This is a genomic window from Pseudomonas sp. RT6P73, from assembly GCF_054897715.1.
On record NZ_JBUBUV010000002.1, the window covers coordinates 3244671 to 3267951 of the forward strand.

Consider the following 23281-nt stretch of genomic DNA (forward strand, 5'->3'; position numbering starts at 1 on the left):
GAGGCGGGCCAAATTAGATAACGGGGATCTGGAATTGCAGATCGACGTCTGAAAAATCCAATGGCGCAGCCAGGTTTCGGAGAGCCTTTATGAACAACTCGCAAGCTGTGCCAGATACCGTACAAACCCTGATGTTTGAGCGCCACGAATGGGTGCCCAACAACCCGCACCTGCCGGTACTCATTTACCCCAACGCGATTGCAGTTCAGGGCGATGACCCGGCTGCACTGTTCGAGCAAACTTTCAGCGCCAACGGCTGGCCACCACAATGGCGATACGGGGTTTACAGCTACCACCACTACCATACCGAAGGTCATGAAGTACTCGGCATCGTCAGCGGCAATGCCCGGTTGATGCTGGGTGGCCCCGATGGACAGGTAGTTGAAGTCAGTTCAGGCGATGTCTTGTTACTGCCTGCTGGCACCGGCCACTGCAGTCTGGACGCCAGCGACGACTTTCTGGTGGTCGGTGCCTATCCGCCGGGTCAGCAGGCCGATATCTGCCGCGAGGCGCCCACCAAGAATCAATTGGCGAGGATCGACACGCTGCCGTTTCCCGACCAGGACCCGGTGCAAGGCTCGCAGGGCGCCGTCCACCAGTATTGGGCCGGCCAGCGTTGAGAGGCTGCGGTCAGTCACGAACGGCGCGAACCTTTCCGCTGAAGACTTTGAAGCCGTAAGTGTTGTAGATGAGCGTCACCGGGATCAGCACGGCGAAACCGACCAACATGAACATCTGACTGGTGGGACTTGAGGCGGCTGCCTGCAAGGTCAGGTTCGGCGGAATAATCAACGGAAACAGCGCTGCGATCATCAGCGCGAACGCCAACACGAAGATTCCCAATGCGGCGAACAGCGGCAGACAATGCCAGCGGCTTCGAAACCCCAAGGTGAAGCCAATCAGCAGTGCAATGAGCGATGTTGCGGCTGGCAGCCAGACAAATCGATTGGAAAGTCGACTCGCATATCGGGCGTCCAGTGTCGTTGTCCAGACCACCAACACGGCCAACAGCACCAGGGTGATCATGGCCAGCGCCCTCGCCTGTCGACCTGATCGCTGTTGCAGGTCTTCGACAGTGCGCCAATACAGCCAGCAGGCGCCTAACCACGTGTAGCCCATGACAAGCACCGCGCCGCAAAACAGCGGAAACAGACCCGACCACTCCCAGCCGTCCCCGCTGTACTGCCCGCCCTGATTGGGTACACCCTGGACAAGCATACCCAACACAATCCCCTGAGTGGCCCCGGCCAGCAGCGACCCGACCAGCAGCAAGCCATCGACCCCGCGCTTGATACGATCGTTGGGCGAGTAGTCGCGAAATTCCAGCGCTACGGCGCGAAGAATCAGTGCCAAAAACATCGCGATAAACGGCAGATAAAGCGCCGGCAGCAGGATCGCGTAAGCCAATGGGAACAACGCCAGCAGACCACCGCCTCCCAGCACCAGCCAGGTTTCATTGGCGTCCCAGATCGGCAGGATGGTCACCGCCATGGAACGACGGTGCCGACTGCATCGGGTAAGGCCAAGCAGTACGCCCACACCCAGATCAGTGCCGTCCAGCAGCACGTAGTTCAACACCGAGAAACCCAGGGCCGCAGCGGACAGCAGGGTTATCCATTCAATATCCAACATGGGTGCAGGCCCTCACGGTTTACCCGTCTCGTCAGCCAACGTAGGTTGCGGTCCGGGCTCGTCCTCGTGAGGTGGTTCACGCAGCAGTCGCAGCAGCACCCATAGCCCCACGCCGAAGGTCACCCCATAAAACGCCAGGATCGTCCACGTCGCGCCTACCACCTGCTGTCGAGACACCGAAGACAGGCTGTCAGCCGTGCGCAGCAAACCATAGACGGTGAAGGGTTGGCGTCCGACCTCGGTCACCACCCAGCCGCTCAACATCGCCAGAAATCCCGCCGGGGCCATTAGCACGCACACTCGGAGCATCCAGCGCGCTGCGTACAACCGTTTTCGCCAGCGCAATACCAGGCTGGCCAGGCCCTGCCCCAGCATCAACAGGCCCAGGCCGACCATGATTCGAAAAGCGAAGAAGACCGCTGGCACCGGCGGGATGTCTTGAGGCGGGAACTCGTCCAGCGCGGCGATGGTGCCACTCAGGTCGTGCCGAAGGTAGAGCGACCCTAGGCGTGGAATCGCCACTTCCCAATGGTTGCGTCGCTCAGTCATGTCTGGAAGGGCGAACAAGCGTAAGGGTTCGCCCGCACCCTCAGGCGGGCGAGTCCAGGAGCCTTCGATGGCGGCGACCTTCTGCGGCTGAACGATGAGGCTGTGTTGGCCATGAAGATCCCCGACCACGATCTGCACAGGCATGAGCAAGGCAATCGTCCACAGCGCCATGGAATAGACAAGCCGTGCCCGCGGATTTTCCGGCGCACGCAACAACTGCCAGGCGCTGATGCCGGCCACCAGCGTGGCGCTGCCAAGGAACGCCGCCAACGTCATGTGCGCAAGCCGATAAGGAAACGACGGATTGAAAATGATCGCCCACCAATTCTCGGCAATGAAACGACCCTCGGCGTCAATCGAGTAACCGGCGGGTGTCTGCATCCAGGAATTGGCCGACAGGATCCAGAACGCGCTCATCAGCGATCCGACGGCCACCGCGCAGGTGGCGAAGAAATGAATCCGTGGTCCGACCTTCTTCATTCCGAAGAGCATGATGCCGAGAAAACCTGCCTCTAGAAAAAAGGCGGCCAGCACTTCGTAAAACATCAAGGGGCCAAGGATGTCGCCGGCCCGAGTTGAAAGCCGCGACCAATTGAGGCCGAACTGATACTCCAGAATCAGTCCCGAAGCGGTGCCCACCGCCACAGTGAGGGCAAATACCTTTAGCCAGTATCGATAGACGTCGAGGTAGATCTGTCGCCCACGCCACAGCCACTGCGCTTCGAGCACCAATAAAAAGTTGGACAAACCAATGGTGAGTGCAGCCAGCACAATATGAAAGCTGATGGTGATCGCAAACTGGACACGCGCCGCCATCAGCGCCGAATCAAGCGCGTCCATGCCGTCCACTCACCGCTCGCCCAGTCGAGCAGAACGGAACTGTCGACTGAGGGTTACTTAGACAGTCAAAGACTTTGGCGAGAGTCAGCATGGCACCTGTCCGATGCAGCACAAGCGAATTCAAGAGGCAGCGATCGTGGTCGATCTTTGAAGGCTTCCTTCGCGAGCTTCAGGTCACAAACGCAAAATGATCAAAGGAGAGTCCACCTCGCCAGCCTCCTCAGGGACGAGCTGGTTGGGCGGCAACTGGCAAGGCGGACACATAGACAATAGCTGCCCCTGCTGAACCTGCCTCACGCCGCTCATCAAATATCCCTGCTCGTGCGCATCGTTTATATGTGGGCTCAACTACGGTTATTCCACGACCGCTTTCCAACCGAGGAGCGCAGTACATGTCCAGAATCCTCTCTCTGATGTTCGCCGCCCTGGTCCTCTGCACCAGCCCGGCGATGGCGGATACGCTCAAGATCAGCGTGATAGGCGCCGGGAAGGTCGGCGGTACGCTTGGCACGCTATGGGTAAAGGCCGGGCACTCGGTGATGTTTTCGTCACGCCACCCCGAGGAGCTGACGGACCTGGTCAAGACGGCTGGTCCCAACGCTCAGGCAGGGTCGGTCAGCGATGCCGCGGCATGGGGCGACGTGATCGTGTTGAGCGTTCCCTACGGCGCAATGCCGGTGCTGTCCGAACAGCTGAAAGGCAAGCTGGACGGCAAAGTGCTGTTCAGCACCAGCAACCCCTTCAGCGGCCGAGACGGTGACGTCGGGCGCAAGGCGCTTGGTCTGGGAGTCGCCCTGGCGGACCAGCAATATTTGCCCGCAGTTCACCTGGTGCGGGCGTTCAACGCCATCGGCTACGCATCAATGAAAGACCTGTCAGGCAAAGGCAAGGCAATTCCCGTTTTCGCCGACGATGCCCAGGCCCGAGAACTCGGTGCCCGATTAGTGCGCGACGCTGGATTTGTGCCAGTGCTTTTCCCGCTGGCGCGAGCCAATGAAGGTTTACCGAGCGGCCCGCTCAGCGGCGTCTGGAGCGAAGCCGAACTCAAGCAACGGCTGGGCCCTTAGCGAGCAATCCCGGAATACTGAAACTCGCTGTATTTTGAAACCGATACAAGCCCCGGCCCAACACCGTCTAATCTGAATAGAGCAGGACCCAAACACGCCTCTTGATACAGGGGAAACGGGATGACCGTTAAAACAGCACGTCATTGCTCGTCATGGCTCATACCTTCCCTGCTCGCCATCAGCCTGGCGCTGATCGCGGGATGTTCAGGCAAAACGTCCACCGCTCGCTATGCGGCCTCAAACGTAGGCTCGGTCTGCTATGCCAAAGCGCTCCCTACCGCCGGCGAAGGCGGCCTGGCCTGGGGCTCCACATTAAGCATGGCGCGCCAAAAATCCCTGAGTAATTGCATCCGCTATGCCGGCCGATCCGGTGGCACGCCGAATACCTGCCAAGTGGTGTTGGCGGAGTGCAGGAACTGAAACCTATGCAAATCCGAGGAATGATAGGACTACCACGACGACCACTACTAACCCGACGATGTAGATGATGTTGTTCATGAAACCCACCTCTCAACCAGAATAGGACTGCGGCACGAGGGCTTACACCTACACGGTAGTGCAGCTTTGCCCGCAATGCCATTCGGCGACACGCGGTCTCATTTTCTCATCAGCAATCTTCGGCCAGAGCGCCCCATCGAAATCACAAAACCTGCCATGCCCGAACGTTCAAGAGAACAAAAACCGGCCCCGTCCGCCCGACCCCGCCGCTGATAACATCAGGCTGAACGCACTTTGATCGGTTTACGCATGAAGATCCCGGCGGACCCGTTTTCCGTTGCTGGGTGGTTTCCTGATAACCCAGCTCTTTGAAGATTTCTATGTTTTCAATCATCAGTTGATGGGTGTAGAGCTCAATGGCAGCGCAACCGTTGACCTGCGCCTATTCTTCACAGAATGCCATCAGTGCCTTTCCGATTCCTTTTCCCTTGAACCTGGGCAGTACGGCGATGTTGTTCAGATGCAGGTGTCATTCACAGGCGCTTGATACCGGTTCAAGTTTGCGCGACAGACGGGCCGTACCGTTACCAACTCCCGTAAGGAATGCCGTGCTTCTCGACGTAGTTTTTTGACTTTTCGGAAAGCGGATAATACTTTCCGCCAGATTTTCCAAGGTGAGGCCCCAAAGGCTCAATTTCTGCTTGGGCGTGGGCGACTTTGATTGATTTCATACATTTATCCAGTACCCACACCTGCACGATACCTCCAGGCGCGAGCCCGAGATAAACCTTGGCTCTGTAGTTGGCGGTTTCTTCAGGCCTGGATGCACAACGTTCATTCACTGAAGCATTTAAGATTTGTCGAGCCTCTTCAGGAATGTCGACCCATGCACGATAAGTTTGCGGCTCGACTACCGACTGCCAACGAACATAAATACGTCTGGGTAAATCCGCACCGACTACACCGCGAGTACCACTGCTAATTTTTTCGCTCCAGCCGCGAGCAAATTCAGCGTCACCCGTGGGCTCATCACTTGCTGCGGTGCCGCTACCTGTACGACGGAACAGCTTTCCATTGATGTCTTCGACAGCAGTGTCTTCCACCCAGACCTTCATATAGGTGGGCTCAACAAAACTGAGGCTCCACCATGAATTCTTCGGGCCGGCTTTGTCAGCAGGAGCAGCTGCCTGGCAAGCGGTGACCAGAAGTGCGCCCAGCAAAATAAAGAATGCGCGCATCAAAATGTTCTCCAAGGGGAATCAGTTACGTGAGGATGGCGCACACGTACACCGTCGTCGGTCGGTGCATTGGCGTATCGGAGGGTTACACCTTGCTCACGACTTCCACCAATCGGGTTGTTCCAGTTGGCGGACATGTGCACGTATTTCAGTTTCAATAACTCTTCTTCGGCGGGTTCTGGCTTGTATTCACCGGCGAGCACTCTGTCACAGAAAGGCTGAAGTTCAGGGGGCACGCTATAAGCAGGGTCATTCTCGTCGACCACCTCAAATTGCACACCTTTCTCCTTGGCCAATTTATGCATCAAACGCAGGTAAACCACAGCCAGTTTGCCACTGACCGTCCGCTTGAGCTGCAAGCCTGCATATACCCTCAGCTTCTTCGGCCCTGCCTTCTCCTGTTCCCAGTCAGGCGCGACGCTTGGCGTCGGGGTCACAATTTCCAGCATGAATTCGGGCCAACCTTGGGCCACCATGCGTGCTTTCTGCTGCTGGACATCCAGGTAAATGGAAGTGGAGCGGATATCCGTACCATGCGGCACTGTAAGCGCCTGCATTGGATTAACCAGCACACACTCCTCCACGACTTCGCGGTAGCCACCGCCGATATCGGAATGCACCCCAGGCAACGGAATTTCCGGATGGGCAGGCACAACTGTACTCAATGCGAAATTCGCTCGGTGTTCGTCACGTGCGACAAGTTGGACAACATCGGTAAAGTATCGGCGATCCAGATATAGCTTGATCCCAGGAGCAACCGGGCTTTGGATGTTTCCAAAATTCGTTAAGCCCGCCACGGAAGGTACGGTATCGAATAATCCGACAAAGCCGATGATGATTTCGCTGTTGAACTGATTGCCGAAGCTGGAACTAAATCCTTTGGGGTTTCTACGCAGCACTTCCCCAAGTGGTCCTTGCTTGCAACGCACTATCTCATTCGCAAAGTGACGGGCCGCCGCTGCCCCCCGACTGAAGCCAAACGTGTCGAAGGTCAGCGACGTAATTTCGCAACCAGGGCTCTTATCAATGAGTTCTCTTATCGAATCATTCAGGTCGGAAAACGCTTGCTGGACTTTGGCCGCAACACCGGTATCACCACGTCCGGTGGCGGCATTCAATAACTTATCCTCTGCTCCTCCGGTCGTCCCAATACCCTCAACGTAGATACTTCGTAAGGAGAGCCTGACGGTGCCTTCACCCTCGATGTCTTTGGCTGAGGGGTAGAGATCAAACAGCTTGGAGACATTACTGACATCATTGCCATAACTACCTTCAGGATCTGTCATATAAGGCTTACAACTCGCATCAACATCCGCTGTCTGGATTGGATGATGCGCGCCGCAAAGCAGCCCCGAAGCCGAGTTGCCGGCATTGTTCAGCGTCCCGTCAAAGAACACCCCAATGCGCAGCGCGACCCTGACTTTTTCTTTCGCAGGCAACGGTGCCTTGCCGTGTTTCTCGTATTCCGCCCAGCGTCGGGCATGGATGTCGACGGGTTTGGCTTCGTCGTATCGGTAGTTCTTCGGGGGGTTGGGGACGTATCCACTCATTCCTTGATCACCTGGCTCCTTGGTACAGCAGGCGCTGAGGGTGCCACTGTGGATCCAATCAAGCAACGCGTAGCCAGAGGCCATCACCCGATGGAATTAAGCTTCGGCCATACATTGCCGACGTCGATAGTCACCATCAACTCAATGAAGTTCTCATAAAAAATCCGCGGCGTAAGATCGGCTCCATACCAAACAACTACACCCCGGAGCACACCATCATGAAACGCCAAATCCTTCTCAGCATCGCTTTCTCGGTTTTCGCAGTTAACGCTTTCGCCGCTTCCTCTGCTCACCCGGTTGTCGCTGAAGGCGGCTCGGATCGTCTGATTGAAAGTCGTGTGGCTGAGGGTGGTTCGGATCGTTTGATCGAGAATCGCGTGGCTGAAGGTGGTTCGGGTCGTCTGATCGAAAACCGCGTCGCTGAAGGTGGTTCGGATCGTCTGATCGAGAACCGCGTTGCTGAAGGTGGTTCCGACCGTCTGATTGAAAACCGCGTGGCTGAAGGTGGTTCCGACCGTCTGATCGAGAACCGCGTGGCTGAAGGTGGCTCTGACCGTCTGATCGAAAGCCGCGCTGTATAAATGAATGGCTTTACCGCAATACTCAATGAAAAGCCCGGCCTCATCAGCCGGGCTTTTTCGTGCACAACGTCATCCAACTATCCATACATATGGATAGTCATGACAACTTTAACGGCTATTGATCCGCTATTCAGTCTATTAGCATCAACCGCAGGTAGAAGCCTCTACCGGCCATCAAACTGATCAGAGGAACACAATGAACAAGCCCGAGTTTTTTGTTACGCCAGGTTATGGCGAAACCCTGCTCAACGCTTTGCACTACTCGCAAGCTTTAAAAATGGACAATCGAGTGGAGACTTCAGGCCAGGGCGGTTGGGATGACGATTTACAGATTCCCGACTCGATCGAGGACGAGATTGCTCAGGCATTTCGCAATCTGGAACGAACCCTGGCGACGGCAGGTGCCAGTTGGGAGCACGTGGTCCACGTCAATTCTTACCATGTCGGAGGTTTCCCCCCGATAGTGAATGAGACGATGGCCAGGCTATATCGCCATTACATGCCCAACCACGCCCCTATCTGGACGCAGCTCGGGGTCGCGGCGCTAGGCCTTCCGACGATGCGTATTGAAATCCGCGTTACCGCCATTGTTCCTTGAGTTCAATTTGCGGGCGGCTCTTCCCTGAATGTCTGAATCACCCAGTCGATGAAAACCTTTAGCCGGGCATTTTGATGTCGATTGGGTGGATAGAGGACATGAAACTGCATGGCGGGCCGAGACCAGTCCTCCAATACAGCAACTAAATCGCCAGCGTCCAGATAGGGCTGAACAATGCGCCTGAAGTGCTGCCCGACGCCCAAGCCCGCGAGCATCATTTCTTTAAGGCCGTTACCGTCATTGGTCGAAAATTCGCAGTCACCGACTTCGTATCGATGAGTGTCGCTCTTGAAAATCAAGGGTTCCGGTCTACCCGTCGCGGCAAAGAAGTAGCCTGCCTGGACATGGTTTGTCTGGAGGTCGATGGGAGAAGCAGGCGTACCCATGCGTTCGAGATAAGCAGGGGTTGCGCAGGTGACGTATTGAAGGTCTACGATCTTGCGCCCGATCATCGTCATGTCATCCAGTTCACCGGCACGAATGACGCAATCAACGCCCTCGCCAACGATATTCACTGGCCGGTCGCTGATGCCTAACGCGAGGGTGATATCGGGATACTCGCGATGAAAATCAGGCAGCGCGGGTATCAGCAGGCAATTGGCGAATGAGGCCGGCGCATCGATCCTCAGGTGCCCGCCAGGCTTGAGCTTTTTACCACGCGCGGCGGTGTCCACTGCGTCCAGTTCGGCAATCAGACGCATCGCATGACTGTAATATTCCAACCCGTCCGATGTGGCGGCGACCGCACGGGTGGTTCGGTGCATCAGCTTGATACCCAGATGTTTTTCGAGGTCGGTTATCAACTTGCTGACCGTCGACCTTGGAAGCGCCAGTTGGTCTGCAGCCCGGCTGAAAGAGCCTGTTTCCACAACACGTACAAGCGCACGCATTGCTAAAAGTTGGTTCACAGTGGTCTCCCGCGTCATGATGAACTTGCACCCCACTGTCCATGAATCTGCACAGTGATGACCGAAATCAGTATGTTTGTTCTGCATTTCAGTCTAACTCAGCGGGCGCTCCAGCGTTGTATGCTTGCCGTCCATCTGTGATACACAACACCCTGAATTTGTAAGTCTTGAGTCTGATGAGGTTTTGCTTATGCCCCGCTTCCCACGCATCCCGCAACTGCTGACCTGCACCCTGGTCGGTTTACTGGCTGGCGGCGCACAGGCGAACACGCCCGCCCCGGTGCCCGTCAGTTTGCAACCACTACTGGTGACGATGAACGAGCGCCTGAACATCGGTGATCTCGTGGCGCTGACTAAATGGGACAGTGGCAAACCGATTCAGGACAGCGTCCGTGAAGCGCAAGTCATCTCGAATGCCAGGAAGATGGCCGTCAAACGAAAACTGGACCCGGAGCAGGTCGCCGAGTTGCTCGCCGCACAGATCGAAGCCAACAAGCTCGTACAGTACGGGCTGCTCGCTATTTGGCGGGCGGCCGGCAAGGCGCCTGACACACCGCGGCCGGACCTTGCCAAGCAGATCCGCCCACAGCTGGATGAATTGCAAAGCCGTCTGCTGCAGCAATACGCTGATTTCGCGCCCTATCGCAAAGACCCGAACTGCCCGGACTGGCTGGGCGAGGCGCGAGCCGGTCTGATCAAGGATCAACTGCACGGCCAGGCGTTGATACGCGCTACCGGGGAGTTGTGTATCGCTGGGCAGTGACAGGGCAACGCCCGTTCCGCGCAGCCATTGACTGCGTCAATAGTCACCATTAACTCAATGAAGTTCTCTTAAAAACTCCGGGGCGTAACATCGCGTCCATACCAACCAACTACACCCCGGAGCACACAATCATGAAACGCCAACTCCTTCTCAGCATCGCTTTCTCGGTTTTTGCAGTTAACGCTTTCGCCGCTACCTCTGCTCACCCGGTTGTCGCTGAAGGTGGCTCGGATCGTCTGATTGAAAGTCGTGTGGCTGAGGGTGGGTCGGATCGTCTGATCGAAAACCGCGTCGCCGAAGGTGGCTCTGACCGCCTGATCGAAAACCGCGTCGCCGAAGGTGGCTCTGACCGCCTGATCGAAAACCGCGTCGCCGAAGGTGGTTCCGACCGCCTGATCGAAAACCGCGTCGCCGAAGGTGGCTCTGACCGCCTGATCGAAAACCGCGTCGCTTGAATGAATGGCTTTACAGCGGTACCCAACAAGAAGCCCGGCCTAACCAGCCTAATGCTGTTCACTTAAGCGGAGCAGCCTTACGGTCCACTGGAAATCGGGTTTTCGAAATTTTCACCGTCCTTGGTCTCGAAGGCCTTGGGCGGTGATCCAGAAACAATCCTCCTATCCCTGCTCTCAACTCAGCCAAGCGTCTTCCTGTGGCTGAAATCGGATTAGCCGCCGCCATCACGATCAGTTGCACGGCGATGTACTGACAAACGGGTTTGAAACGGATGTCCGAGGGTGGTCGGCCAAACGCCACCGCCGCCTGACTGGCCTCTCGACGAATCACGTTATAAGCCAGCAATAGCCCCCACACTTCCTGATAGATCAGCTCGACTTTTTTGCTGCGCAAGGTCATTGCGTTCTGTTGCATCGAACTCTTGATGTCCCTGAAGCCCAATTCGATTTCCCAACGCTCTTGGTAAAGTTTGGCAACGGCTTGAGTGTTGTAGGTCTTGGCCGGCAACGACGTCATGACGGTCTTCACCTTGCCTTTGATTTCATAACTGACTTCGCGTACTTCCCAGTGCGTTGGAAGAACCGGGTTTCGCTTTCTGGCCTGCGGTGAGACTTTCATACGCACTAACCTGTCGTGCTGGCTGTAACGGGCCACTTCCTCGCAGACCAGTCCTTTTTTTGCCGGGATCAACCAATGACGGTTGATGCCTGCTCCGCTCAGGCTCGACAGCAGCTCGGCACCCCAAAAACCTTTGTCGAACAGCGTCACCGAGTGGTCGGGTATCTGCTGCAAAAATTCGTCGGCCAAGCGCATTTCACTGCGTCGATAAGGGCTCAATTGAGCATCCATGATCACGTGCGAACGCACATTCATCAGGGCCACCAAGCGCAGCATCGGAAACGGCGTCTGGCGGTCGCTTGGAGTGTTTCCCGACCCGAAGTGATCTCGAAGCTCGGGCGTATCCGGAGTACGCAAAAGTGCACCGTCCACCGCGAATACCTGCAGATCATGCCAGGTATCATCGTCATAGCGCTCCGCGCCCCATTGGGTCCCGGTCTTGCGGAATAACCACTCAACAGGATCGGCACCGAGTCGCTTGCGCGCCTCGGTCACACCACTGCGGACCAACAAGTGGTCGGTGGCCAGGCCTTGAGCGCAGATGTTCAAACGTCTGGCCACCTCATGAACCGGCTCGTCACGAAACAAGGCCATGCCGAGTACCAACCAGAGCACTTGGTCAGCGGGCAGGCGACGTCGGCGAATGGTCGCCTGACTGGAAAGATCCAGCGCAGACGCTACCCACTCGATGGGAATGTTTTGGGTGAAGGTGCTCAGGTCGCAGAAGTTGAAAAGGTCGCCGAAGTCGAGCAGATCTTGTTGAACAGACATAAAAAATCCGATGCCAGAGGTCTGGCATCGGATTTTCGGATAAGCCCGGCTTGGACTCAAATACTTAAGTGAACAGCATTAGGCCTAACCAGCCGGGCTTTTTCGTGAGCTACTTTTAATTCATTCGTATAGCCGCCGTTCGATCTTGGCGGCACTATTGAAGACTTGCGGCGAGCCATCGGGCAACGCTGCATGCGCAACACTGACGCGTTTTACAGAACAACAAAAATACAGGAGTTGAAAATGTCTGATCTGAAACTGCATCCCAACGCTGCACAGTCCTTGAACCAATGGCACGACATGATCCGCAAGGGTGACTTGAGCGCCCTGCCCGGTTTGCTGGACCCTCAAGCGGTATTCCGCTCGCCGATGGCTCACAAGCCTTACCCGGGAGCGGCCGTGGTATCGATGATTCTCAACACGGTCGTCAATGTATTTGAGGATTTCGCCTACCACCGGGAACTGTCGACAGCAGACGGCTTGAGCGTCGTCCTGGAGTTCAGCGCCAAAGTCAGCGGTAAAGAGTTAAAGGGCATCGACATGATCCGGTTCAATGAACAAGGAAAAATCGTTGAGTTCGAGGTGATGGTCCGCCCATTCAGTGCGTTGCAAGCCTTGGGCGAGCAAATGGGACAACGCCTTGGCGCGTATCTGGCGGCCAGCAAAGCCTGATTGCGTTGCAACGTTTGGGCGAGGTGCTACGGGCAACCCGAGCACCTCGTTCACAAGGCCACCGCTATGACCTGGGATAAGCAGGATGTCGCTAACCTGCTCAGACGCATAGCCCGCCGAATTCGGACCTCCCCTCAGCTTACCGCCATTACTGAACCACACCTGGCAAACTGATTGTCGGGTTGCCCCCCTTGGTTCCAGGATCCCGGACTATCCTTTCATGCGGTCGCTGCACTTGCCTTGCTCCGCTGCGACACCCAAGCAGCCAAACCCCTGTGTCTCCTGATCTGGAGGTATCCCATGAGCGATAGCACCGAAGTCACGTCCTTCACCGGCTGGGCCGCAACGGCGGCCGGCGCGCCACTGGAGCGTTACAGCTACGACCCCGGTCCATTGGGGGATGAGGAGGTGGAAGTCACCGTGGAGTATTGCGGCGTCTGCCACTCCGACCTGTCGATGATCGATAACGAATGGGGCGTCAGCAACTACCCTTTCATGCCTGGCCACGAGGTGGTCGGCAGCATTGTGCGAGTGGGCGCGCAGGTACGCGGGCTCGAAGTGGGACAACGGGTGGGCATTGGCTGGTACAAGGGTAGTTGCATGCACTGCTCCTCGTGCATCGGCGGCGCTCACCATCTGTGCGGCACCGCCAAACCGACCATTATCGGCAGCAACGGAGGCTTCGCCGACCGCCTGCGTTCACACTGGGCCTGGGCGCTGGCAATACCGGGCGAACTCGACCCGGCGATGGCCGGGCCGCTGTTCTGCGCCGGCTCGACGGTGTTCAACCCATTGTTGGAATTCGGCATCAAACCCACTGACCGGGTCGGTGTGGTTGGCATCGGCGGCCTCGGCCACCTGGCACTGCGCTTCCTGAATGCCTGGGGCTGCGAGGTCACGGCGTTTACCTCGTCGTTGAACAAGACGGACGAAGCCCGACGCTTGGGCGCGCACAACGTTATCGCCTCGACCGACAGCGACGCGCTGAACGCCATTGCCGGCACCCTGGACTTCCTGCTGGTGACCGCCAACGCCAACCTCGACTGGACGGCCATGCTTGCCACCCTGCGCGGCAAGGGTCGCCTGCACTTTGTCGGCATTGTGCCCGACGCTATTCCGGTGCATGTGTTCAACCTGATTCCCCAACAAAAGACCTTGTCCGCCTCGCCGGTCGGCTCGCCGAGTAATACGGCGACCATGCTGGAATTCTGCGCACGTCATCAGATCCTGCCGCAGGTCGAGCTCTTTCCCATGAGTCGGATCAACGAAGCGATCGATCACTTGCGCAGCGGCAAGGCGCGTTACCGCGTTGTGCTGGATGCGAGTCAATGACGGACTGACGCTGATATGGATAACACCCATTGCAGTTCTTACGCAGGAGTTGGCAATGAATTTCAGACTCTCACTTGCTTCCCTAATGATCGCCACCAGCCTCTTCGGCTGCACCACTTCATCAGACCATGGCGTGTCTGTCCCGTTGGTTGCCACCCGGCAGAATACCGGGCAGATCGGCAATGTAACGCTGACAAGCTGGGACAAACAAACCGGGCTCAGCTTCTTCATCAGTGGTGCTCCAAGCGGAGCGACGCTGCCCTTGCGTCTCTATTCCTTCATCCATAAAGGCAGCTGCCATCAACCCGGGCCAGTCGCCTTTGCAATGAATGACAAGGTCAACACTACGCGCGAAGCCGTACGCGGCTGGTCATTCTCAAGAAGCGCACCGATCGCACTGCAAGATCTGCTTTCCGGTGACTATTCCATCCTCGTGCGAACGGCCCCGGAGAGTGGCAACGTTGATATTTTCTGCGGGGATATCAAGCGAGGAGGCGCAGTGACGTAGCCAGAAACCGGCGCTCGTCTTTCGGCTCGCGTCCGAGAGGTTGGTTACGCGGTCCGGATCGCTTTCACGCATGACGATCCGAACCGGACCACCTCGATCTTTTACAACATCAGGTCTTCGATACCTGTGGGCTTGTCACTTACCGCAGCGGCTTGAATCCGGCCCGGACTTCCTGCGAGAAAAGCGCCGGCTGCTCCCACGCAGCAAAGTGCCCTCCTTTGGGAAGCTTGTTGTAATGCACAAGGTTGGGATAGGCCTTCTGCGACCAGCTCTTCGGTGCCGCATACAGCTCATCAGGAAACACACTCACCGCAACCGGGATGTTGACGCCCTTGACGGCAAAGAATGTCGACTTGTTCTCCCAATAGAGCCGACCCGAGGAAACGGCAGTTTGGGTCAGCCAGAACAGCGTGATGTTGTCGAGGACGTCATCGGGTGTGAGGCCTTCCGGTTGCCCGTCAATGGAACGCGCGATCATCTCGTAGCTTTTAGGATCGTGATCAAGCATGAAGGCCGCCAAGCCAACGGGTGAATCATTAAGACCGGTCAACGACTGAGGCCTGTCACCCATCATGATTGCGTAGCCGATGTGTTTGTAGGTGTTGGCGAGTTGATCTGCCGCTTGCTTCTCTTCCGCAGAAAGACCACTGGGTACCGGGTCGCCGCGAAATAACGCGGCATCAAGTTCAGGCGGGATGACGCCAGGCATGTTCGAATGAATACCGATCAAGCCAGGTGGCGCCTTTACAGCCATCAGATCGACAACGATAGAACCCCAATCACCACCTTGCGCCCCGTACCGGGTGTATCCGAGACGCTTCATCAGCTCGATGTAGGCATCGGCGATACGCTCGGGATTCCAGCCGGGCTCGGTCGGTTTTTCCGAAAAGCCGTAACCCGGCATTGATGGAATGACCAGGCTGAACGCATCGGAGGCACTGCCGCCGTGCGCCGTAGGGTCAGTAAGTGGCCCGATGACTTTCATCAATTCGATGATCGAGCCAGGCCAGCCGTGCGCCATCAGCAGCGGTAACGCGTTCTCGTGTTTGGAGCGGACGTGAATGAAATGTATATCCAGTCCATCGATCTGGGTGATGAAGTTTGGAACTGCGTTTATTTTGGATTCGATTACTCGCCAGTCATATTTTGTCGCCCAGTGTCTGGCCAGTTTCTGGATCGTCGCCAGTTGCACACCTTGCGAGGAGTCATTGACGGTTTCCTTGTCCGGCCATCTCGTTGCTTCGATACGTCTGCGCAACTCTAAAAGTTCTGACTCTTGGGCGCTGAAATGAAAGGGGCGTATTTCAGCTGAAACACTTTCTGTTTTTGTCGAAGTATTAGTCACAGCTTCAGTCCTGATTGATAAACCGAGTAACCCTAACGGTGCAGCCGCACATGCCACTGCCGCAGCGCCGCAAAACTTACGTCTGGTGAGAGAAAGTTGTTTGATCACGACGTCTGAACATTAAACGCAACGTCGATGTTGCCGCGCGTCGCCTTCGAGTAGGGGCACATCTGATCCGCCGCATGGGCGACAGCGCAAGCGACCTCATGCGGCAGACCTGGCAGCCGTACATCGAACCGGGCCTGCAGAAGGTAAGCGTTCCCGGTTTGACCCAGATCGATCTCGATATCGACGGACATGTCGGCTGGAAGCGTCACCTTCAACTCTTTGGCCGCAAGGCCAACGGCTGCGATGTAGCAGGCCGACCATGCCCCGGCGAACAACTGCTCGGCCGTCGGGTGCGGTTGAGTGGCGGCGAATAGGTGGGCGGTTTTGGCGCTTCCGGGCGTTGAGAGTTCGATGTCGAGGTTGCCGTTGTGCCCACGCGGGGTGTTGCCGGCACTGCTCAGGGTGGTGTGAGTTTTGCCAGTAACCAAGACTTTTTCGATGTTGCTCATTGTGATTCCTTGAAGTTTTTATAAGATTTCAAATAGCAGAAAAGATACGTAACTATCTGACAGCATTGATTTTATAGGCACGAACAAGGCATCGAGAAGAACGGAAAAACCGATCACCTTCGGCTTTTCCGTCCACCACCGCTCGTCGCCAAGTCGCAACGTGCGCTTTGACTTCATTGGGTCTTTGGGGGAATATTTATACATCGCATGCGATCTTATCGATCACGATAATCAGCCATTGCCATTTGGAGACTCAGCCATGAACACCGGAAGCAGCCACACACTGTTTATTACTGCCGATCACGCTTCCCATGGCCACAACGGCAACAACTGGATCACTGCTTCATGAAACTGATCCAGCTTCGAGCCTTCTGCTCAGTGGTCGACAAGGGCAGTTTTCGTTCAGCGGCACGCGAGCTGGACGCGGCCCAGAGCACGCTGACCGAGTCGGTTCAAAGTCTTGAAAGAGAACTGGGGGTCACCTTGTTGGTGCGCTCAAATCAGGGCATCAGTCTGACCCTGGCCGGTAAGGTGTTCCTGACCCGGGCACGCTCGATCATTCTGGATTGCGACCGCGCGGTACAAGACGTCCGACAATGGAATGGAGCGCCCGAAGGTCAGATCGCATTGGGTGTCACCGCGGAACCATTGGCGGTGTGTTTGATGCCGGTCTTCAGCAGTTTTACCCGCAGGTTTCCAAAAGTGCAGTTACACGTCACCGGTGGAGAAACAAAGATGCTGATCGAGATGATCCGCGCTGGCCGGCTCGACTTTGTGATGTGTCCACTGAGTCCCGATGTCTGCGATATCGACCTGCACATCGAGCGTCTTTACAGCTGGAAAGCCAGCGTGATTGCGCGCAAGGGGCATCCAATGGCGGAGGCTCGATCAGTGCGCGACTTGGTCGATTGCCAGTGGATCAGCGTCCGGCCGGCTGGCGTCGTCGGTAGCGCGGAGAAGCATCTGATCGAGCTGTTCAGGGCCCAAGGCTTACCTCCTCCGAAGATCGTGATCACCACCGAATCGCTGCTGGAAATCCTGCACATCATTTCCGAGACGGATTACTTGACCATAGAACCCAGCATGCTTCCCGGCATGAAGCTGTTTTGCTCGTCGCTTATCAGCATTTCGATTCGGGAGCCGTTGGAGTCAGGTGAGGTGTGCTTGATCAGCCGCCGAGTGTCACCCTTCACCCAAGTCACACAAGAGCTGACCAGCATGCTGATTTCTTACTCGCGCTTGCGTCACCGAGCCAAGGGGTGAATACCGGAGCGATTACTTCGACGAACGAAAAGCTACGCCACTCCACGTCTTCATTATACAAAGCACCGGTTTTACCAAGCGGCAGTGGTTGTGCTTGAACCGACATTGCTGCACACACGAAAAGAAGGGTCGTCAGGCAAGCGGATTTCATAATGTTCTGAATCATGAGAGACACCTGAGAAAAATGTTATCTCTAATTTAGTTGTAGACCCCTGTTGTGATAATTCCGCTGAAGCGCATTTCAGTTGATACGCAATGTAACCAATTCACTACGCTAGTCGTGTGTTTCAAACGTACCGTACTGAGACAAAAAGAGGTCGGATTCATCTACGTTTCGGGCATCAGATATGTGTCGAGCCAGGGCCGTGGTCGCAGGAATTTGAAATGCACGGCATTGCTCGACAGAATGGCGCCCCGATCCGGTCCAGGGTGCGGGACATTCGTGGTGAAAAGGAACTGCAGTTGAACGAACAGACATTGTCCATGCGCCTGGAGCGCGTGTCGGCGCATGTGCCAGCAGGTGCGCGCCTGGCCGACATCGGCTCGGATCACGGCTACCTGCCGGTGGCGCTGATGCGCCGTGGCGCCATCGCGGCGGCGGTCGCTGGCGAAGTGGCATTGACGCCGTTCCATTCGGCCGAACGCACCGTGCGCGAGAGCGGCCTGGACCAGCGGATCACCGTGCGCCTGGCCAATGGCCTGGCGGCGATCGAGCCGGCAGACGGGATCACGGCGATCAGCATCTGCGGCATGGGCGGCGAGACCATCCGCGACATCCTCGACAGCGGCAAAACACGCCTGAGCGGCCAGGAACGCCTGATCCTGCAGCCCAACGGCGGCGAGCAGCCACTGCGCCAATGGCTGATGGAAAATGACTACCGCATCCTCTGCGAGGAACTGCTGCGGGAAAACCGCTTCGACTACGAAATTATCGTCGCCGAGCGCGCCGGACCAGTGATGTACACCCCCGAGGAACTGTACTTCGGCCCGCTGCAGATGCAGGCACGCACTCCGGCGTTCCTGGTCAAGTGGCAGCGCATACTGCGCCACAAGCAGCAGACCCTGACCCACTTCGCCCGGGCGCGGCAGGTCGTACCCGAGGAGAAAGTGCAGGACGTCGCCCGGCAAGCCCGATGGATCACCGAGTTGCTGGCTTGAAACGGGTCCAGGGTTTGTACGAACAGTCGCCGAGCGGCGACCAGGCAAGCATCATTCAAGAATTTTCCAGCTGAGCGAAAAACATGAATCGTCAAAAAAAAATAAAGCAGTTATTAAAGGCTCACGCCAAAAAGGCCAGTGCCAAATTGGCACCGGCAAGCAAGTCGAAATACATCAGCAAAGCGGACCGATTGAAACTGGCGGCTGAACCCAGTGAAGACTCAATCATTTCCCCTGAGAGCTGATCAACCCGAGCAGCCACTAATCGTAGAACGGCTCAACCGACACCCGACTGCCGACAAAAAAACTGTCGGCAACCAGTCGCAGTGGCTGGAGGTCCAGGTCACTGGCCTTGTCGCCAATCAGCTGTTGGAAATGTCGATACACCGCCGCGTACTCGCCCTCCTCCGATACGGTCTGGCGCACGCCATCAATGCTCAACAGTGCACCACCGTTATCCAGTCGAAGGAGGCCTTCGGTGCAGCGAATCTCGATGCTCCAGAGTTCATCATGACCGTGGTCGAAGTCGAACTCCGCGCGAACATCGAGGTGGCGCGCGTCAGACATTTTGATGGAAGCGGCAATAGGCGACTGGCAGTTATCGGGGACTCGCAGTTCGGCAGATTCGACAAACAGCGGAAGCGCCAGCAGATGGGTTGCAATCGACAACGCATTGATGCCGGGATCGAAAACGCCCAGGCCTCCGGGTTGCCAGATCCATGCCTGGCCGGGGTGCCATTTGCGCACGTCTTCCTTCCAGTCGATCTGTACGCTTTGCAGGGTACGGGTGGCCAGCCAGTCACGGGCGGCTTCGATGCCGGGCGCGTAGCGTGAATGCCAGGCGAACAAACCGCTGACGCCTTGCTCCTGTGCCTGACTCACCAACGCCATCGCTTCACCCAATGTGGCGCACGGCGGTTTTTCTACCAGCACGTGTTTGCCAGCGGCCAGCGCTTGTTGCACCAGCGCGAATCGTCCTTGTGGCGGCGTGCAAAACGCAATCGCATCGACGTGCGGGCCGTTTTCAAGCAGCTCGCTCAGGGACTGAAAGTTCTCTACCCCGGCGCAGGGCTGCCCTTGCGTGGCGACAGACACCAACTGGAACGCGGGGTTGGCGTTGATAGCAGGGACGTGTTGATCCTGGGCAATCTTGCCATAGCCCACCAGACCGAGACGGATCGGTTGCATCAATGACTCCTGATTTTTTGTTTTATCTTGATACGCGAATCGGCAAGATTACGTTTGTGTAGCGGGGAAGTCATTGATGACGTGCTTACGTTTCATCTGACACGCGAGCTTGAGCACGGGTATCCCAACTGACGAACGCTTTGGGTGGATTGCAGCCCTTCGTGATGGGTAGCAATCGGCCAATTGCTGACCTTGCAGGTCAGCTGCCAGAGGGCCGGTTTTCCACTGCTATGCTGATAACATCTGTTCTTCACTAGAGACGAATAGCATGGCAGCACAGGGCAAGCATTCCCCGTTCACATTCAAGGCGATGGCCTACTGGGCTGGAATTTTCCTTGTCGCCTGGGCTGGCATAAAGCTGCTCGACACTTACTTCGACCAGACATTGCTGGCAGACACCACAAGCTGGCTGCTACGTTTTCTGGATTGGCTTCTGCTGGAAACGCCAATGCCGAATTGGTCGTTGCTGATGATTATCGCGATTTTAATCAGCACTCTGTCTGTAGCGATTTACTACACCCGCACCACTGATGGAGCTTACGGCGAACTACATGAGATAGAGCGAAAAGTTTACAAAATGAACAACCCTCAGTTTCCACGACTGACAGATAACCAAACGCTACTGATGGAGGCTTTGGCCTACCATGCAAACTTCAGAAAAATTGCAAATTTAAACTCGGTTTGCAAACTTGTCTCACTCAGCACGTTAGAAGTCGAAGCCGGTCTAAAGCAACTCCAAGCTAAACGTCTTGTGACGCAAAAAGTGACACGGGGTACGTTCGGCGCCACCACGTTTGAACTGACCTTGGCAGGTAAGGACTATGCGTTAGAGCGATTTGAGCTAACGTAGTTGGAACAATGGACTCATCACGCGCTCGATGACCATGGCCATACCTTCAGCTTTTTCTGGGCCCCGCTCGATGATTTGCCGTTTGCCGACTGTCTCCTGTCTTCCGTCGAGCATTACGGTACCTGACTTCCACGCTGACAGCGCAAGGTTATGTATTGGCTCATGATCAACGGCCAAGGGGAAACCCATGACAACGCAAAAATTAACCATTAAAGACTTGCAGTTGAACGTGTCAATCCGCGGCCAAGGCTCACCGCTGCTCTTGCTCAACGGTCTGGGTGGTTTGATCCGTAGCTTCGATCCCCTGCGCGATGAACTAGTGGACTACAGGACCATTACGTTGGACGTGCCCGGGGTCGGCAAATCGCAAATGCCCCGCTGGCCGATGCGTCTGCCGCGCCATGCCGACCTGATCGCCGAGATGCTCAATCAATTGGGAATCGACCAGGTCGATGTGTTCGGCGTGAGTTGGGGCGGTGCATTGGCGCAAGAATTCACCCTGCGTTACCCGAGCAGGGTGCGCCGGCTGATCCTCGCGGCGACCTCGGCCGGCCCGGCGATGCTGGTGAAACCCGCCGACATCCTGGATTTTTTTGGTACGAGAAAAAGCGCCAAACTGCGCAAGCAAGAAGGCTCGCGCAATTCGATACAGACGCTGCTGCGCTTCGGTGTGGTGAACGGCATGCTCACGGTCAACCCGCGAACCTATTACCACCAGCTCACCGCCCTGGTCGGCTGGACCAGCTTGCTGCGGTTGTTCCGTCTGCGCCAGCGCACGCTGATCCTCACCGGCGAGCGCGACACCCTGGTGCGGCTGTACAACGCGCACATACTGCGCCGCACCATTCGCCGTGCTGAACTGCACATCCTGCAGGGCGAGGGACATTTTTTCGTGGTGACCAGCGCCAGGCGAACCGCTGAAGCGATTCGCGAATTCCTCTGCCAGCAGCACGGCGACGAAGAGCCAACGCTACTCTGCCAACCGTAACCGCAACCGGCTTCGATGGGATAAGCCTGCTTGCAAGGCAAATGCAACTATCACGGTAGATGGCGCGGAAAAGCTGCTCAGGCCGCCGCCGGAAAACATCAACGCAAGACCCAATGCGGTGGCGCCAAACCAGGCCGTCAAGCCCACCGGGTTAAACGCGACCACCCGTTCGAGCGCTGCCACGTCACTGCGCCCGTAGAGAATCTGCGCCAACGCCACACCCACCCAGGCCACCACGAAAATCCCCTGATAGGCCAACGCCTTGAGGAGGTAGGCAAACACGTCTGCGAGCATCAAGCCGTAGACAATCACCCCCACCGCCACTGCCCACATCAGGTACGAACCGCGAAGGCCAAATCGACCAAAGAACGCCTGCATGTTCAGAGTCGCCAAGTAATAGTTGGCGGTGTTGATCCGCGTTTGCGTGGCCCAGACAAACAGCAATCCCCACAGGCCCATCAACTGCAAAATCGCCATCACCACCGAGACTTCGTTCAGCGCGCCTTCGTGGGGAATGCTGCTGACCAGGTAAATGCCCGCCGCGCCGTTGAGCAGAAACGTCACTGCGTAGAACGGCATGCCGAAGTTCCAGCGACCGTGGTACTCGGCGTCTTCAGGCTTGCCGAAACGCGCATAGTCGAAGGTGAACAGCATCAACACCCAGACGCCCATGTAGGCGACAAAACAATCCCACCAGCCGAATGCACTCGGCGTTGCCGGGCCGAAATCCAGCCATTGCGGCTGGTAGCCATAACGGCTGATCGATAGCCCCACCGCCACCAGCAAACCACCGAGGTACACCGGCAACAACACGCCGTTGAGCTTGTCCAGCCAGTGCTGCACGCTGCCCAGGATCATCGGCACGCTGTAGAGCACCACCGCCAATGCCGCCAGCGGATAGACCAGCTCCGGGTACAGGTGATTGAGCGCGACGGCGATCACCGAACCTTCGAACACCGCGTAATAGATCGCGGTCGAGAAGAAAATCAACGTCGCCAGGCACGCCCCGGTGCTGCCGAACAACAGCCGTGAAAACAACGCCACCGACAAACCGCTGCGAATCGCAAAGCGGCTGAGCACGCTGTTCACCAGTCCATAACTGATCACCGACAGGACCATGCCGATCAGCGCATTGCGCGCACCGAACGACAACGCCAATGAAGCACCCACCACGATGTAAAACATCGCACTGCACACCGCCCACCAGGCCATGGTCAGGGACAGTCGACCCATGCGCGCTTCGGTGGGAACAGGATGATGCGCCGGGTCTTGCCCGGTTTGACTCGATTGCGATAAAGCAGCCATATGCGTGAACTCCAAAACCAGTCAAAGGTTGAAGCGCGAGCAGCCGTCACCGCACCGAAGTGCGGCGTTAGCGTACCGTTTGGCATGGCCCGCGCTAGACGGCGGG

Annotated in this window: 26 protein-coding genes; 15 read left to right on the forward strand and 11 right to left on the reverse strand. The window is 56.8% G+C overall.

Going from position 1 to position 23281, the window contains the following annotated elements; genetic code table 11:
- The first annotated feature begins 89 nt into the window (after nt 1-89).
- Nucleotides 90-620, forward strand: coding sequence for a cupin (locus ACYZT6_RS15410; RefSeq protein WP_462027643.1), 531 nt, complete (start codon nt 90-92; stop codon nt 618-620).
- A gap of 10 nt (nt 621-630) precedes the next feature.
- On the opposite strand, the gene cydB is transcribed toward ACYZT6_RS15410, so the two are convergent.
- Both cydB and ACYZT6_RS15420 read right to left on the reverse strand, forming a co-directional pair.
- Complete coding sequence (gene cydB, locus ACYZT6_RS15415) at nt 631-1632, reverse strand: cytochrome d ubiquinol oxidase subunit II (RefSeq protein WP_462027644.1); 1002 nt, start codon at nt 1630-1632, stop codon at nt 631-633.
- A 12-nt stretch (nt 1633-1644) separates the two neighbouring features.
- Nucleotides 1645-3021, reverse strand: coding sequence for a cytochrome ubiquinol oxidase subunit I (locus ACYZT6_RS15420; RefSeq protein ID WP_462027645.1), 1377 nt, complete (start codon nt 3019-3021; stop codon nt 1645-1647).
- Between the two features lie 392 nt (nt 3022-3413).
- Between ACYZT6_RS15420 and ACYZT6_RS15425 the strand changes: the two genes are divergently transcribed.
- A complete protein-coding gene (locus tag ACYZT6_RS15425; RefSeq protein WP_462027646.1) occupies nt 3414-4088 on the forward strand; it encodes an NADPH-dependent F420 reductase in 675 nt (224 codons plus the stop codon).
- 120 nt (nt 4089-4208) lie between these two features.
- Nucleotides 4209-4508 carry a hypothetical protein gene (locus ACYZT6_RS15430; protein WP_462027647.1) on the forward strand — a complete coding sequence of 100 codons (300 nt, stop codon included), beginning with the start codon at nt 4209-4211 and terminating at the stop codon, nt 4506-4508.
- Between the two features lie 460 nt (nt 4509-4968).
- On the opposite strand, the gene ACYZT6_RS15435 is transcribed toward ACYZT6_RS15430, so the two are convergent.
- Genes ACYZT6_RS15435 through ACYZT6_RS15445 form a run of 3 tightly spaced genes read right to left on the reverse strand, consistent with a single transcriptional unit; the run spans nt 4969 to nt 7314 of the window.
- On the reverse strand, nt 4969-5052 hold the full coding sequence (locus tag ACYZT6_RS15435; RefSeq protein ID WP_462029959.1) for a GNAT family N-acetyltransferase: 84 nt from the start codon (nt 5050-5052) through the stop codon (nt 4969-4971).
- A gap of 58 nt (nt 5053-5110) precedes the next feature.
- Nucleotides 5111-5764: a DUF2931 family protein gene (locus tag ACYZT6_RS15440; RefSeq protein ID WP_462027648.1), complete on the reverse strand. Its 654-nt coding sequence runs from the start codon at nt 5762-5764 to the stop codon at nt 5111-5113.
- Nucleotides 5764-7314 carry a phospholipase effector Tle1 domain-containing protein gene (locus ACYZT6_RS15445; RefSeq protein WP_462027649.1) on the reverse strand — a complete coding sequence of 517 codons (1551 nt, stop codon included), beginning with the start codon at nt 7312-7314 and terminating at the stop codon, nt 5764-5766. Before ACYZT6_RS15445 ends, ACYZT6_RS15440 begins: the two co-directional genes overlap by 1 nt.
- Nucleotides 7315-7532: 218 nt before the next feature.
- Between ACYZT6_RS15445 and ACYZT6_RS15450 the strand changes: the two genes are divergently transcribed.
- Both ACYZT6_RS15450 and ACYZT6_RS15455 read left to right on the forward strand, forming a co-directional pair.
- Nucleotides 7533-7895 (forward strand): hypothetical protein, encoded by a 363-nt coding sequence (locus ACYZT6_RS15450; protein ID WP_462027650.1) that lies wholly within the window; start codon nt 7533-7535, stop codon nt 7893-7895.
- Nucleotides 7896-8091: 196 nt separating this feature from the next.
- Nucleotides 8092-8493 carry a RidA family protein gene (locus ACYZT6_RS15455; protein WP_462027651.1) on the forward strand — a complete coding sequence of 134 codons (402 nt, stop codon included), beginning with the start codon at nt 8092-8094 and terminating at the stop codon, nt 8491-8493.
- Between the two features lie 2 nt (nt 8494-8495).
- Here ACYZT6_RS15455 and ACYZT6_RS15460 read toward each other — a convergent pair whose 3' ends face one another.
- Nucleotides 8496-9401, reverse strand: coding sequence for a LysR family transcriptional regulator (locus ACYZT6_RS15460; protein WP_462027652.1), 906 nt, complete (start codon nt 9399-9401; stop codon nt 8496-8498).
- A gap of 190 nt (nt 9402-9591) precedes the next feature.
- On the opposite strand from ACYZT6_RS15460, the gene ACYZT6_RS15465 reads away from it, so the two are divergent.
- The gene (locus ACYZT6_RS15465) at nt 9592-10164 is read left to right on the forward strand and encodes a chorismate mutase (RefSeq protein WP_462027653.1); all 573 of its coding nucleotides are present in this window, start codon (nt 9592-9594) and stop codon (nt 10162-10164) included.
- Between the two features lie 131 nt (nt 10165-10295).
- Nucleotides 10296-10619, forward strand: coding sequence for a hypothetical protein (locus ACYZT6_RS15470; protein WP_462027654.1), 324 nt, complete (start codon nt 10296-10298; stop codon nt 10617-10619).
- Between the two features lie 58 nt (nt 10620-10677).
- On the opposite strand, the gene ACYZT6_RS15475 is transcribed toward ACYZT6_RS15470, so the two are convergent.
- Complete coding sequence (locus tag ACYZT6_RS15475; protein WP_462027655.1) at nt 10678-12009, reverse strand: IS4 family transposase; 1332 nt, start codon at nt 12007-12009, stop codon at nt 10678-10680.
- 243 nt (nt 12010-12252) lie between these two features.
- Here ACYZT6_RS15475 and ACYZT6_RS15480 point away from each other — a divergent pair, with 243 nt between their 5' ends.
- The 3 genes from ACYZT6_RS15480 (at nt 12253) to ACYZT6_RS15490 (ending at nt 14521) form a co-directional block, all read left to right on the forward strand.
- Nucleotides 12253-12681 carry a nuclear transport factor 2 family protein gene (locus tag ACYZT6_RS15480; protein WP_462027656.1) on the forward strand — a complete coding sequence of 143 codons (429 nt, stop codon included), beginning with the start codon at nt 12253-12255 and terminating at the stop codon, nt 12679-12681.
- A 300-nt stretch (nt 12682-12981) separates the two neighbouring features.
- The gene (gene ahr / locus ACYZT6_RS15485) at nt 12982-14013 is read left to right on the forward strand and encodes an NADPH-dependent aldehyde reductase Ahr (RefSeq protein WP_462027657.1); all 1032 of its coding nucleotides are present in this window, start codon (nt 12982-12984) and stop codon (nt 14011-14013) included.
- A gap of 55 nt (nt 14014-14068) precedes the next feature.
- On the forward strand, nt 14069-14521 hold the full coding sequence (locus tag ACYZT6_RS15490) for a hypothetical protein (RefSeq protein WP_462027658.1): 453 nt from the start codon (nt 14069-14071) through the stop codon (nt 14519-14521).
- Nucleotides 14522-14660: 139 nt separating this feature from the next.
- On the opposite strand, the gene ACYZT6_RS15495 is transcribed toward ACYZT6_RS15490, so the two are convergent.
- Together ACYZT6_RS15495 and ACYZT6_RS15500 are read right to left on the reverse strand one after the other, a co-directional pair.
- Nucleotides 14661-15866, reverse strand: coding sequence for an epoxide hydrolase family protein (locus ACYZT6_RS15495; RefSeq protein ID WP_462027659.1), 1206 nt, complete (start codon nt 15864-15866; stop codon nt 14661-14663).
- A gap of 104 nt (nt 15867-15970) precedes the next feature.
- A complete protein-coding gene (locus tag ACYZT6_RS15500) occupies nt 15971-16423 on the reverse strand; it encodes an Ohr family peroxiredoxin (protein ID WP_462027660.1) in 453 nt (150 codons plus the stop codon).
- Nucleotides 16424-16768: 345 nt separating this feature from the next.
- On the opposite strand from ACYZT6_RS15500, the gene ACYZT6_RS15505 reads away from it, so the two are divergent.
- The 3 genes from ACYZT6_RS15505 to ACYZT6_RS15515 all read left to right on the forward strand — a co-directional run bounded on the left by ACYZT6_RS15505 (nt 16769) and on the right by ACYZT6_RS15515 (nt 19089).
- Nucleotides 16769-17686 (forward strand): LysR substrate-binding domain-containing protein, encoded by a 918-nt coding sequence (locus tag ACYZT6_RS15505; protein ID WP_462027661.1) that lies wholly within the window; start codon nt 16769-16771, stop codon nt 17684-17686.
- Between the two features lie 462 nt (nt 17687-18148).
- The gene (locus tag ACYZT6_RS15510; protein WP_462029960.1) at nt 18149-18844 is read left to right on the forward strand and encodes a tRNA (adenine(22)-N(1))-methyltransferase; all 696 of its coding nucleotides are present in this window, start codon (nt 18149-18151) and stop codon (nt 18842-18844) included.
- Between the two features lie 83 nt (nt 18845-18927).
- Nucleotides 18928-19089, forward strand: coding sequence for a DUF2986 domain-containing protein (locus ACYZT6_RS15515; protein WP_462027662.1), 162 nt, complete (start codon nt 18928-18930; stop codon nt 19087-19089).
- Between the two features lie 16 nt (nt 19090-19105).
- Here ACYZT6_RS15515 and ACYZT6_RS15520 read toward each other — a convergent pair whose 3' ends face one another.
- On the reverse strand, nt 19106-20032 hold the full coding sequence (locus tag ACYZT6_RS15520; protein WP_462027663.1) for a Gfo/Idh/MocA family protein: 927 nt from the start codon (nt 20030-20032) through the stop codon (nt 19106-19108).
- A 268-nt stretch (nt 20033-20300) separates the two neighbouring features.
- On the opposite strand from ACYZT6_RS15520, the gene ACYZT6_RS15525 reads away from it, so the two are divergent.
- Both ACYZT6_RS15525 and ACYZT6_RS15530 read left to right on the forward strand, forming a co-directional pair.
- Nucleotides 20301-20882 (forward strand): hypothetical protein, encoded by a 582-nt coding sequence (locus ACYZT6_RS15525; RefSeq protein WP_462027664.1) that lies wholly within the window; start codon nt 20301-20303, stop codon nt 20880-20882.
- 187 nt (nt 20883-21069) lie between these two features.
- Complete coding sequence (locus ACYZT6_RS15530; RefSeq protein WP_462027665.1) at nt 21070-21870, forward strand: alpha/beta fold hydrolase; 801 nt, start codon at nt 21070-21072, stop codon at nt 21868-21870.
- Here the strand turns inward: ACYZT6_RS15530 and ACYZT6_RS15535 are convergent.
- Complete coding sequence (locus ACYZT6_RS15535) at nt 21853-23175, reverse strand: purine-cytosine permease family protein (protein WP_462027666.1); 1323 nt, start codon at nt 23173-23175, stop codon at nt 21853-21855. The two genes, ACYZT6_RS15530 and ACYZT6_RS15535, sit on opposite strands and share 18 nt — an antisense overlap.
- Nucleotides 23176-23281 lie beyond the last annotated feature (106 nt).